At 36.0% G+C, this 13,014-nt stretch carries 6 protein-coding genes and 7 pseudogenes; 6 read left to right on the top strand and 7 right to left on the bottom strand.

Translation table 11 applies throughout. From position 1 onward, the window contains the following. Window positions 1–138 precede the first annotated feature (138 nt). The 3 genes and pseudogenes from OPR28_RS05225 to OPR28_RS05215 form a co-directional block, all read right to left on the bottom strand. Complete coding sequence (locus OPR28_RS05225) at window positions 139–486, bottom strand: IS630 transposase-related protein (protein ID WP_022626382.1); 348 nt, start codon at window positions 484–486, stop codon at window positions 139–141. Window positions 487–663: 177 nt separating this feature from the next. After that, window positions 664–2,277 carry a hypothetical protein gene (locus tag OPR28_RS05220; RefSeq protein ID WP_265023641.1) on the bottom strand — a complete coding sequence of 538 codons (1,614 nt, stop codon included), beginning with the start codon at window positions 2,275–2,277 and terminating at the stop codon, window positions 664–666. 157 nt (window positions 2,278–2,434) lie between these two features. After that, window positions 2,435–2,842, bottom strand: a pseudogene (locus tag OPR28_RS05215) (IS4 family transposase); the annotation flags it as partial. Window positions 2,843–3,058: 216 nt separating this feature from the next. Between OPR28_RS05215 and OPR28_RS05210 the strand changes: the two are divergent. After that, a pseudogene (locus OPR28_RS05210) lies at window positions 3,059–3,998 on the top strand (IS110 family RNA-guided transposase). Between the two features lie 193 nt (window positions 3,999–4,191). Here the strand turns inward: OPR28_RS05210 and OPR28_RS05205 are convergent. Next, window positions 4,192–5,189 (bottom strand): annotated as a pseudogene (locus OPR28_RS05205) (IS4 family transposase); the annotation flags it as partial. A gap of 81 nt (window positions 5,190–5,270) precedes the next feature. Here OPR28_RS05205 and OPR28_RS05200 point away from each other — a divergent pair. From OPR28_RS05200 to OPR28_RS05180, 5 genes and pseudogenes are all read left to right on the top strand, one after another. After that, window positions 5,271–5,885 (top strand): annotated as a pseudogene (locus OPR28_RS05200) (tRNA pseudouridine(55) synthase TruB); the annotation flags it as partial. A gap of 12 nt (window positions 5,886–5,897) precedes the next feature. Beyond that, window positions 5,898–6,170, top strand: a complete 273-nt coding sequence (gene rpsO / locus OPR28_RS05195; RefSeq protein WP_006279944.1) for a 30S ribosomal protein S15 — start codon at window positions 5,898–5,900, stop codon at window positions 6,168–6,170. Window positions 6,171–6,184: 14 nt separating this feature from the next. Then, window positions 6,185–8,458, top strand: a complete 2,274-nt coding sequence (pnp, locus tag OPR28_RS05190; protein WP_265023639.1) for a polyribonucleotide nucleotidyltransferase — start codon at window positions 6,185–6,187, stop codon at window positions 8,456–8,458. A 297-nt stretch (window positions 8,459–8,755) separates the two neighbouring features. Further along, window positions 8,756–9,964: pseudogene (locus OPR28_RS05185) on the top strand (IS4 family transposase). 144 nt (window positions 9,965–10,108) lie between these two features. Continuing rightward, a pseudogene (locus OPR28_RS05180) lies at window positions 10,109–10,553 on the top strand (DUF6444 domain-containing protein); the annotation flags it as partial. A 17-nt stretch (window positions 10,554–10,570) separates the two neighbouring features. Here the strand turns inward: OPR28_RS05180 and OPR28_RS05175 are convergent. The 3 genes and pseudogenes from OPR28_RS05175 to OPR28_RS05165 all read right to left on the bottom strand — a co-directional run bounded on the left by OPR28_RS05175 (window position 10,571) and on the right by OPR28_RS05165 (window position 13,014). Next, a protein-coding gene (locus OPR28_RS05175; protein WP_265023237.1) for an IS630 family transposase occupies window positions 10,571–11,429 on the bottom strand; the annotation gives its coding sequence in 2 pieces (ribosomal slippage) (window positions 10,571–11,105 and window positions 11,104–11,429; 861 coding nt in all). 60 nt (window positions 11,430–11,489) lie between these two features. Further along, window positions 11,490–12,183, bottom strand: a pseudogene (locus OPR28_RS05170) (IS5 family transposase); the annotation flags it as partial. A 93-nt stretch (window positions 12,184–12,276) separates the two neighbouring features. Then, entirely contained in the window at window positions 12,277–13,014 is a 738-nt protein-coding gene (locus OPR28_RS05165) for a putative folate metabolism gamma-glutamate ligase (RefSeq protein ID WP_265023638.1), read from the bottom strand.

The following is a 13,014-nucleotide window of genomic DNA, read 5'->3' as shown; positions in this document are numbered from 1 at the left end:
CCTGGAACATCAGCATATATTTTTTCTCCTCTTGGAGCTCGTGCATATTCTCGGTATAGTCTATTATCAACTCCTGCTTCATCTATATATAAAATGCTACAGTGGTCTATTTTTGAGACTTTATCGATAAATTGCTGCCTATCTTCTTGATTGCGCTCTTGATAGAATGTGACTTTTTTTAAAGGTTATTTTTAGCTGTCTTAATCTATACCAAATTGCACTTATCCCAAAGCCAAGGTTTTGTTTCATTTCTGCTAGTGTGTGATCTGGGTGTTTTTTGACATATTCTTTGAGTATTTCTGGATCTATTTTTCGAATAAAACCAGTACTTTTTACCGCTTTGAGACCTTGGCCAGTAGCTTTCTTTTTTAGCCATCTATATAGTGTTGCTATCCCTATCTCAAAAACCTCTGCAACTTCAACCTTTGACTTTCCTTTTTCTACCAAAGACACTGCTTTTTCCCTTAAATCTACACTATATACCATCGCTTTCCCTACTTTAAAAAAACATATTATACCTTTATCATTCGCTTTCGAAAATACTATAGTTAGCGGAATGACGGTTTTTCAAATTGTCGGTAAATCTAAGTCAGTTTAGCTATAATTTCCTAAATTTGCTCACAATCTCTTGACTTGACACATATGTTTTTTTCCCAAATGTTACTATCTTCCTCCTTTTCCTTTCTCAATTTGTGCAACCATTTCCTTTACATTTGCATGCGTGAGAAGGGAATTTTTGCTGACATGAGATTTTGGATCAGATTTTGCTGTTACGTGTTTCGTTGCAGATCTTTTATTCTCTGTTAGAAATGAATGAGATTGTTTTTTCTTCACACCGATATCCGCTTGTGCTGCTGGAGTGGTTTTGCTTTCAGCAAGCTGTACATTAGCATTTCCTTTTGCTTGATTTTGCTCAAATTTTTCTTTTAATGCCTTTACTTTACTGCCCATCTCGCGATTAGCTCCTCCTTTCATAGTAGCTGCTGCTACTTTTGGTATCGCCTTACCAGCAGCTTTTTGTGCTGATTTCCTATTGTCTTGATTTTCAGATTTTAGTGGTACTCTTTCAGCTGATTTTTTAAGAATTACTCCTACTACTTTTGGCTCTGTGCTTACTTTTTGATTAGCACGGCTTAGATTTTTAGGCTTTGGCGGTACTGCAGGTTTATCTTTGATTACCACTTTCGATTCTTGTCTAACTTCTTGACCAGTAGTAAACATTTTTTTTGGCACTTGCGGTGGTTTTTGTGGTACGAGGGATTGAGGTTGTTGTTTCTGCTTACGTTCTCTTTTTGCTTCTATATGTTCTTTAGGAACTGTTGCATAAATTGGCTCTTCTTTGGGCGATTTTGAACTCTGCGAATTTTCTATTAAAATTTTACTCTTCTTCTCTTGATAATTTGATATCTCTTTGTATACAGACTCTTCATTTAATGAACTTCCATAGCCTGAATCTTCTCTCTGCTCATATAAAGGATTTTCCTTTTGCTTTTTCTCTTGATAATTTGATATGTCTTCATATTCAGACCCCTGATCTAATGAACTTTCATAGCCTGAATCCTCAGAAGGATTTTCCTTAGCATCAGGCATACTAAAACTATTAGCTCCTTTTAGTAAAGAAGATGTAGACTTTGCCTTGCTTTCTCCATCTGAGGATATTTCTGATTTAAAACGTACCTTCCTCGAATCTGGAGCAGCCGGAGGTGCTGTTGTTGGTCGCTTTATTTGCCTCATGCGATTACCACCTAATTTTTCTTTCGGCTGTTCTTCTTTTCGCAGCCCAAAAGTACCTTCCTTTTGCTTTCTACCTTCCAAACTCACTTCGTGTGATCTATCTTTTCCTTGACTCTTTTCACTTTGTTCTAAATTTAAAGAATCTTTTAAAATATTATTTTTTCTGAAATCTTTTTCTAATTGTTCCAAGAGATCAATTTTTTTTAAAATTCTTGTATACTTAGCTGCTGTTTCTAAAGTGAAACTTGACAACTCATCATTTACAAAATTACTTATACTACTGTTCTTGGTTGGAAAATTTTTTCCCAAAATTCTATTCATTAATGTTTTAAAAAGACCTAATGGCTGTTCTACATAATTGTTCAAGTCAGTATATATAACAAACTCAGCTATACCTTTTGCCTCACCTGTAAAACCTTCTAATGCATGAGATAAATCCCTTAACGTTTTGTTATATTGTTTCTCTGCATTTCCTAGCTTTACAGCTTTGATCAGAGAATCGAGATTTTTTTTATAGTTCTCACTTTTAAATGGATTATTCATACTAATTACAGCTCATTATTTATTAAAATATAGATCTAAAATATTAAGATCTAGTAAATGTTACTTTTGTAATTCATGTAGAACTATAGCTATAATAAGTAAGATTTCCCTACGTCATACCGCCGTGGTATCTCCAGATACCGCTAACAACTTACTATTACCAACAAATATGAGGTTCGTGAGCAAGTCGCCATCCTTCTGCTAAATCAAAGAGACGTTTATATCCTTTCCAAAGAGTAATTGGTCCTGGTTTTGGGTCGCTTTTTCTTGCTAAATGACCTCCAAGTTCACGAAACGGCTTCTTTTATAGTAGGGGCTATATTTGGACATGGTTTCCTGTGTATTTTAACATATAAAACTTTCCATTCTTCCTCAGCTAATAAGGCAGTACATGGTAATGTTGGGTTAGTTCTTGCAATTGATGTAATAAAGAAAATTCTCCAAGCAATAATGCTCATGACTGTTAAATACCTCATTAATCTTTCTGCTGTTCCAAGTCTACATTCCTCAACTTTGAGACCGGATTTAAAATTTTATGTAATATCTCTATTCTCCATCTAAGGCAATTGTAAGTTAAAAACGTGATATAAAAGAGATAAGAGAGAAAGATAACCCTGCTCACTAGGAATAGCGGGCGTGCGCGACCGAAAGGAAATTGGTATTACAACCGTTGGTATCAAGGTACGCTAGCCCTATCTCTCGATACGTTTGAATAGTTGCTTGGGACATATATATGCACCCGTTTACAATCTTAAATTAACTAAAACTATCGAGGTTTATTATGGTTACATCTTATCAAAATTTTATTGGCATTGACATCGGAAAATTTAAAAATGTCGTTGCAATTCACAAACAGAAGAATGCTGTCGAATTTGATAATAATGCTTCTGGTTGGCAACAATTATTTCAAGAGTTTTCAGATATTCTACCTAATGCTTTAGTGACTTTAGAAAATACAGGGAAATATGAGCTTGGCTTATCACATTTTCTTACCGACAAAAATATTGCCGTGCATCGAGCTAATACTCGTAAAGTAAAAAGCTTTATTTTATCTCACGGAACTTTAGCAAAGTCTAGATGCAAGAGCTCTTGCTCAATATGGATTTGAACGCCATAGAACTATCTCTCTATTTGTACCTACCTCTACAGAACAATCAACTTTGGCTGCACTTTGTCAACGTCGTGATGATATTACGCAAATGAGAACTCAAGAAAAATGCAGACTTGAAGCACCGGAAAATGATCATATAAAAGAAAGCTGTCAAAAGACCATTGAGTTTTTCGATAGTCAAATAAACGAACTCAATGATACTATACAAAAGATTATTGATGAAAGCCGCGAATTACAACAACGCCAAAAAATTCTTAAAACAGTTCCTGGAATAGGTAAAAAGTTATCACAAGATTTTTTGTGTTTAATGCCAGAGCTTGGTTACTTAAATAGAAAAGAAGTAGCAAGTCTTGCCGGAGTTGCACCGCATCCAAAAGAAAGTGGTAAAGCTGTTGGTTACCGAAGGATTACAGGTGGTAGAAGTAACGTTCGTTCAAAGCTCTTTACAGCCGCTATGGCTACTACAAGGTCAAAATCTATACTTGGCGCCTTTTATTCTAATCTTGTTGAAAGTGGTAAGAAGAAGATGGTGGCTATAACAGCCCTAATGCGTAAAATTATAGTAATTGCTAATACAAGACTTAAAGAAGCAATTAATTTGCATACTTAAAAATCTTCACAACGGTAACTGAAATTGGCTAATGAATATGTGCGTCCACACAGACTTAAAGCACATATTCATTAGCTTAAGCAGAAATTGCTGTGGTAGCTGTTTGATATAAAATTCTATTTCTATGACAAACGGGTTTTTATTGCCCATATAATTTGCAAAATTACACAAATAAAAAAATTTTTAAAAAACATAGTTGATACCAACTAATTTTTTCAACAGCTTCATCGAAAGTATTAACTGAAAGATTCGTTAATAGCATCCATTCTAGCGGTTTTTTTTTAAGGGAAGGGGAGTTTTCTCAACAACATAAACTGCATAAAGTGGTAATTTAGGTAGTTCTTCCGTCTTATGCCTAATATTATTCTTAGATGGATTCATCATAAACTTTCCAAATCTAACTTCCAAACGTGCTGTTCTTTTTGGCTTATTATCTTTTACAGGAACTTCAACTTCTACCGTACCTGCACAATGAGAGGATTTAATAAATGCCCATAACTTCTGCTCACCTTTTTCAGGATATCGAGATTTTCTATTTACTGCTCTATCTCTGCATGCTCTAACTAGCACTGCCGAATTAAGACTATGTGCAAGCTCAAAAAAGTCATATATATCTGCTTCTCTATCGCATACAGTTATAGTCTCAGTTTGAGTTGGATCAATAATATTATTTGTTTTTCTTAAAGTTTCCAACCACTTTACGCTTTCTTTATCTTCAATGCGATCGCTCTTTTTTTTAAGGTTCTCAGTTTCTTCAGGTCTTGAATAAACTTTTTGATCTAGTATCCCTAGTACCAAACCTTCTATACTAACGGCAAGAGCTGTATGCATTATAATACCTTTTGCAGTATCATAACTGGACAAATTTGCTAATCCGCTTGTTTTTTTATGGTTATTATATACAATGTAACTGGTATCTTGAATGACAAGAACCCTCTTGTGAGCTTTTGTTCTCTCAACTGTTTTATCAATGTGTGAAGCTAGAATATCGACTTCTTTTACGTTCTCATTTTAAAAAAAACGATATGCTGCTTTTGCTTCTGACCAACTTCCGCATGCCTCATTAATTGAGCTTTCAGGTAAACTTATCAAACTGTCAGCAATATTTACTAATCGGTCAGTTAATCTTTTATCTCCAAGTACAGCATCTCCAAATTCATTTTTAGCCCATTCATTACTCTCGTTTGCCATTTTTATACCCTCAATATTTGCAAACTCTAATATTGTAATACTTTATTTATAAGTACATTTATATTTGTGGGTAATAGTAAGATAAATAATAGTGCAAATTTTTCTATGATATGCGGTAGTGGTGTATATGTAAGATCAATTGCTCGTGATCTTGGAATTGCATTAAATTGTTTTGGACACATTACAAAATTAAGAAGAACTATGGTAGGTGACTTTAGAGAAAATGAATCAGTGACAATTGAGCAACTTACTAAAAAAAACACAACAACTTACTCTCCGATGTCATCCCAGTGCTTGACACTGGGATCCAGATATACAAATACTTACAAATCATGTAATGGACAAAAGATTCTAGGAGCATATGTCAAAAACAATGTTCGTGATGAAATAGGCTGGATCCCAGTGTCAGCTACTTGGATGACAGAGGGGGGTGGGATGACAGAAGATGATGGAGTGACAGGGAGTAATACAAAAAGTTTCGTCATCCCCATTGAATCGGCTTTAAAATCGATGTTCAAAGTTGAAATTTCCCTAGAAGATGCGGGGAAAATCAGAAAAGGTCAGGAAGTTGTATTAAATAACTTGCGTAATTTAAAGAATCATGATATTTGTTGTACGGTGGTGGGTAGTGTACCTATTGCAATCTGCAGTTTTATTTATGGTTGTGTGAAACCTATTCGTGTTTTTAATATTTAAAATGAGGTTTAGATGTCGATAACATCCGAAAAGAAAAAGAGTTTGATAAATATATATGCAATTAAAGAAGATGATACAGGCTCATCTTTTGTACAATGTGCAATTTTGACCGAGAGGATCAGTAACTTAACTGAGCATTTTAAAGTGCACAAGCATGACCATCACTCTAAGCGTGGTTTACTTATATTGATAGGTAGAAGACGCAAGCACTTAAATTATATAAAGCGTAAATTTGGTAATGAAGCCTATCAGGAATTAATAGAGAAGTTAGGCATTAGAAAATAATCGAGGAATTTAATATGTTTAAAATTATAAAAAAATCTATAGAGTGGGGTGGTCGTGCCTTATCTTTAGAAACAGGAAAAATAGCACGCCAAGCTCATGGTTCAGTAGTTGTAAATTACGGTGATACTTCTGTTTTAGTAACTGTTGTACGTAAAAAGAAGGAAGAAAGCGTTGATTTCCTACCTTTAAATGTGCAGTTTATCGCAAAAAGCTATGCCATGGGTAAGATCCCTGGCGGGTTTTTTAAAAGAGAAGGCAAGCCATCTGATAGAGAAACTTTAATCTCAAGAGTAATAGATAGAAGTATAAGACCACTATTCCCAGAAGGATTTCATGATGAAATTAGTGTGGTGTGCAATCTATTAACTTATGATACAGTCAATCCTCCTGAAGTGCCAGCATTGATTGGTGCTGTTGCAGCTCTTGCAATTTCTGGTGTTCCCTTTCACTTTACTATAGCTGGAGTGATGGTTGGTTGTGATGAAAATAATAACTATATACTCAACCCTTCTGTTCAAGAGATGAAAGCAAGCAGCTTGGATCTGTTTTTGTCTGGTGATGAAAATTCAATTTTAATGGTTGAATCAGAAGTGAAAGAGCTCTCTGAAGAAAATGTTTTTAATGCAATAAAATTTGGCCATGAACACCTTAAGCCTGTCATTAAGCTCATAAAAGAGTTTGCTGATACAATTGGCAATAAACCTGAGAGCTTTGCCCCTATTGATGCATCAGATATAACACAAGAGCTCGAAAAATACGGTAAAGATTTTGAAAAAGCATATTCGCAAATAGTAAAACAAGAGCGAGTTCAAGCTCTAGAAGCGATCAGAGAGAATATATTGAATACTCTTAAAGAAACTGGAAAAGACGAAAAGTTAATTACGTATGCAGTAAAAAACTTTGAAAGATCTTTAGTACGTGAAATAATTAGGAAGAAAAGTGTAAGGATAGACGGTCGTAAGCATGATGAGATACGTCAGATAGAAGTTGAAGTTGATATTCTGTCCAAAACTCACGGTTCTGCACTATTTACAAGAGGCAATACTCAGGCACTGGTTGTTACTGCTCTTGGCACCACTCAAGATGAGCAAATTGTGGATGATATTGAAGGGGATAGACGTGAGCATTTCATGTTGCATTATAACTTTCCCTCATTTGCTGTTGGAGAAACTTCTGCTGCGCGTGCACCAGGAAGAAGAGAAATCGGTCATGGCAAACTTGCTTGGAAAGCAATTCATCCTGTTTTACCCGATAAGTCTGAATTTCCTTATACAATAAGAGTAGTGTCCGAAATTTTGGAGTCTGATGGTTCTTCTTCTATGGCAACAGTTTGTGGGACTTCTCTTGCTTTAATGGATACGGGTGTGCCAATAAAGGCCCCTGTTGCTGGAATTGCTATGGGTCTCATCAAAGATAAAGACGAGTATGTAATACTTTCCGATATACTTGGTGATGAAGATTATCTTGGTGATATGGACTTTAAAGTAGCAGGAACTAGTGAAGGGGTTACGGCGCTACAAATGGACATGAAAATTTCTGGTATAAGCTTTGAAATTGTTGAAAAATCTTTAGAACAGGCAAAAGCTGGAAGATTACATATTTTAGAAAAAATGAATGCAGTGATTTCAGAACACAGTGATGATGTCAAAGACCATGCACCAAGGATGTTATCATTTTACATAGATAAAGACAAAATTTCTGCTGCTATAGGTTCTAAGGGGAAAAATATACGCAGTGTGTGTGAAAGAAGTAATGCAAAAATTGAAATAGGAGATGATGGTAAAGTTTCTGTTTTTGCTACGAGTGGCACTGAAGCTGAAATTGCAAAGAGTATGATGATTGATTCAATAACAGAACTAGAACAAGGTTCTATAGTTGATGTCAAGGTTGTAAGAATAGAGAAGTCTATTGTAGAGCTTGAATTTCTTAATGGCAGAAAAGGAAAAATGCACATAAGTGAAGTAGCTAATGAACATATAGATTCTATAGAGAGCGTACTTAAACAAGATGATACTTTCAAAGCACTAGTAATTGACTTCGAAAAAGGTGGGTGTCCAAAGTTGTCAAGACGTCGGGTTGATCAAGAGACGGGAGAGTTTTTTGAAGGTGAGCTTTACAACGAGGAAAGGAAAGATGGTCCAAATGACAGGGATAATTATTACAATAATTCATTTAGTAGAAAACCTGGAGGAAGTCACCATAAGAGGCCTCCTCGTCCTCGTTCTGGTTTCAGCAACAGAAATAGGCCGAAATTTGGTAATAATGATTCATCATCAGGTTTTTATTAAGAGTAAACTTCTTGCGTTACCTCTCGTCATTCCAGTGCTTAACACTGGAATGACACCCTTTCTGGTGAAGGTTGTTCTCAAATCACAATGTTAGTACAATTGTGGTGTTAGCTATAGCTAACCCAAGGTATCCGTTCAGCCAATGGCGTCAACTTAAGGAAAAATATCAGCGATAGTGTATAAAATTTCTCTCTAAAACTTTTACCATTAAATTATCCAGAAGCCGCAGGAAACAGCACTTTTGTTTCTATTTTATTTCAACAAAGAAGTTTAAAATGTGTCCTTTTTAGGTGAAACATGCAAAAAGGAAAAAATTTTATTCTACAAATTAAAAATATAATATACTCGAAAGCTTTTCAGAGAATCCATTGTGTTGAGTTTTACACGAACAAGAAAACTTCCTTTTTCGACAGTATTTTCTATGATTTTAAAGTTAGTTAAAAAAAGTTTGGGAATAGAATGTGAACTTATGGAGCCATTGACATGTACCCTCAAAGCAAGCTTTTTCTAAAGCAAGGTATAAGATTTGCCATACAGGCTTTCAAGAATTTAAGCATCCAAACAGCCTATCAGGATGAACCTGAGTTGGAGAGGCTATAGACTTATTGCAGCAGATGGTTCTGGTATGAGATTACCCAGCTCTGAGGAAATTGTATCCGAGTTTGGCCGCTTTAAACCAAATGGAACAACAGGCACCATTGGCAATTTGTTTGTTGATTTGTGTACTTCGCTGATTTGTAGTGCTCGTCTTGCGGCTTGGAATATAGGTGAACAAACGTTGGCGGAAGAGCAATTACCCGAAGTTATCACTCAAATGCGTTCATTAAATCAAAAGAAATTATTATTTATCTATGATCGTGGTTATCCTTCAGTAAAATTCATTCAGCAGCATTATGATTTGGAAGTAGATTTTATTTTTCGCTTGCAAAAAAGAAATTATAGCAAGCTATGGGAACGCTGGAGAATTAGATTTCGATTTTATATTAGAAAATGAAAAGCTAAAAAATAAAATGAAAGGACAGAAAGTAAGAGTTATAGTGCTGACATTAGCCAACGGAGAAACAGAGGTATTGATTACTTCACTTTTTGACCGAGTAAAATTTACTTTGGAAGATATCAGCAAAGCTTATGTGTTAAGGTGGCATATAGAGGAGTGCTATAAACGACTCAAAATAGGTGCAGAATTAGAGAATTTTTCTGGCGTAAATTTAGAGGCTGTATTACAAGAATTTTGGGCAAACTTAGTCATGTGTAATATATTGTCGCTTCATATGTGTGATGCACAAGGGCCTTGGAATCCAGATCAAATTGCTGAGTATCGTTTAAATTTTTCAGTTTTATTTGGTGTAATGAGGCAGAAACTCTATCAGGTACTTATTGCGCCAAAAAACTTTCAAGCCCTTTTTAAGTATACGCGCTAAAGTTAAAATCCGACCAGGACGATTGTATAGCCGCGATAAGGTAGATAAGCCCAAACGCCATCATGTCTTTAGGAGAGTTTGCTAATGGAGGCTCTTAAGTTGACGCCATTGTCCGTTCAGCGGAGTGGTAGAATAAGGTAGACAAAGCAAGATAATAAAGATAATCATAGAGCAAAAGTGAGGTAATGTGGTAAACCTTTGAGAACTCTGCAAAAATTTACAGCAAAAAATAGAAAAGTTGGAAGGGAGGATAGAAGAGTTAGAGGCAGAAAATAAGGCCTTGAGGATTGAGAACACTGAGTTGAAAGAGAGGCTTGGTTTAAACTCGAAAAATTCATCTCTACCGAGCTCTAAAGAATTGTACAAAACAAAAAAGGACAAGCCAAAAAGCGAAAGGAATGTTGGCGATCAGGTTGGGCATAAAGGAAATTTTCATGCCACAATGGAAGCGGATAAAGTAGTAAAAATAGAGTTGCCTAATATTTGCGAATGCGGAGGAGAGCTTGTAATATGCGAAAAACCTTATGTTCACCAAAAAGTTGATCTTCCGGAAATTAGGCCTGATGTAGTAATTGGAACATGGTCGTTGTCGGAGATGCAGAAAAAGAAAAAGTAGCAAGTTACCAGAAGGTGTTACGCCAGATACATTTGGTCCAAGGGTTATAGCTCTTCTCATAATAGTCAGAACAAATCATAAAAAAGCAGAATCAACAGCTTGACGGAAAGACTGAAAAATAGGGATATTTTTTCTAGCTCTGTTCTTTATAGCAAACCAATGATGCTCAATTTCGTTAAAGTCTGGAGAATATGGAGGAAGATAAAGAATTTCAGCACCTACTCCTTTAGCAAGATCATCGATTTTTTTAGATTTATGGAAAGCAGCGTTATCAAGAATTACAGTTTGGCCAGACCTTAAAATTGGAGTCAAAAACTGCTCAAACCAAGCCTCAAAAACATCCTTGTTGCAGTATCCCTCAAAGGTCAATGGAGCAATGATTTTCTTTTTATTTAGAGCTGCAATCATACTGACACGCTGAGTTTTTTTACCTGATTTTAGTGAATGAAACCTCTCTCCTTTTCTGCAATATCCGTATGGGTAGTCTTCTGTATTGTCTATCCCAGATTCGTCAATATATACAAGATTTTCAGGATATTTTGTTGCTATAACCTTTGCAAATTGAGCTCGCTTTTCTTCATTTCTTTCTTTATATCCGTAGGTCTTTTTTTCTTGTAAAGCCAATATTTTTAAGTGCGCGGTGAATCGTTTGTCGACTGATATTGCCCCAGAGTTTAGCCATCTCTGACTGAGTTTTGCCGCCATGGTTTTTTGCAAATTCGGTGAAGACATTCCAGTCGGTAATTTTATGGTTATATCCTACGCTTCCAGGCTTTTTTGACTGAAAATCTCCTGTTTCCTCACGCCTTTTCTGCCACTCATATAAAGTCGTTTTTCCAATTTTAAATCTCTTGGCAACAGTTGCTCTACTTTCTCCCTCATCCAATGCTTCCATTGCTTTTTTCCTTAAGTCATAACTATACGCTGCTGGCATACAAACCCCACTACCATAAATCCATATCTTACCTTATTTGGATTATTATGAGAAGAGCTATACCACCCACCTTCTCGGCTGTACTGAAAATCCAGGATCCCGTTGTGGCAATAGTTCTAGTGGTGTATCTTTATGCACCCAAAACCTACATGGAGGCCTTTTGACAATTTCAATATCTATCCCATATTCTCTCTTTACGTAATCCTTTAAATCTTTTCCTTGGTATCCCATATCAGCCCACATTTTCTTAATATTGCTGTATTTTTCCTTCATATTGTCCAATGCCATCTTCACCCCATCTCTGTCATTTTCGCTTGCAGCTCCTACATAGCAACCAAGCACAAATCCTTGAGTATCTGTGATTATATGTCTTTTTCTCCCCTTTACCTTTTTCGCACCATCATAACCTTTGACCCACCTTTTTCCGTGGTTTTTACCGATTGACTGTCCACTATGCATGCGCTCGGCTTCCCATTTTTGACCTACTATATTTAGTGATATCATAGTTCATTTTCTCAAAAATTCCCTGCTTTTTCCATCTTCTAAACTGTTCATGCACAGCCTTCCACGGCGGAAAATCGTGTGGTAAATAGCGCCATTGACATCCTGTGCGCAGTATATAAAGAATTGCATCTACTATCTCACACTTACTGTATTTTGGTGGCCTTCCTCCTTTCTTGTACGATACTCTGAAGTGTTTTTCTATTCTTGCCCATTCCCTTTTACTTAAATCTGTTGGATATTTTTTCCTCATCTCTTACCTCAATATTCTTTCTTTATATACTACGTATTCCTTGGTTTGTGGACAACCTCTAAGAAGTCTAATAGCAAATTTTTAAGTTCCTCTTTAACTCTTTAACCAGCGGGCTCGCATGAGGAGAGGAGAGTAAAGGTCCTCTTCCATAGATATCTTCACACTTTTTTCTTCTTCTGTAGTTGGCGGATGAGTAAGAAAGTGAACCTTTGGTGCACCACTAATTATTGCCATCGGTGTTTGCTCTGCCCCTTCTCCCATAACTAAAACAGCAGATGTTGCCAGTGCATCAAGAAGATTGACTTGTGTTACTTGGAGTGGTTGATTATAAAGATCTGGCTTGCCTATATAGGAATAAAGTGGTTCAAATCCACACCAACCAAGAGCAACGCCCGTAACCCCAAGGCGCATAGGTGTTATGTTACTATCTGTAATCAAAATACCAAGATGTTTTATGCAGTGTTTTGTCTTGAGATAATTCCATATTGACAGAGCTGTTTTCTGAACATCTTTTGGATATAGAATATACACCTCATTACCATTTGATTCATCAATACCAGCAGATGGAATTAAGATATTGTCTTTAATCGTTAAATAGATGCCGTAAGAATTATGGTCTACACCAACAATTGCATCAGCTTCTCTTTTGATTAGCTCTTCTTTAGAACAAGCAGTTTTGCAAACCACTTGTTTTTGACAAACAGAAATGATTTTTGATGTGATAGCAAGAACAACTTCCTCTCCTAGCAACTCTGAAACATAGCGATCAAGAACCTGCTCTAATACTTCTCCACATTCAATGCGGTGGGTATAAATTGCTTTAACATGCAT

The sequence above is a fragment of the Wolbachia endosymbiont (group A) of Epistrophe grossularia genome (assembly GCF_947251435.1).
Classification (GTDB): Bacteria; Pseudomonadota; Alphaproteobacteria; order Rickettsiales; family Anaplasmataceae; genus Wolbachia; species Wolbachia pipientis.
The sequence above is the reverse complement of the archived record's forward strand: the minus strand, read 5'-3'. Positions and strand labels throughout refer to the sequence as shown.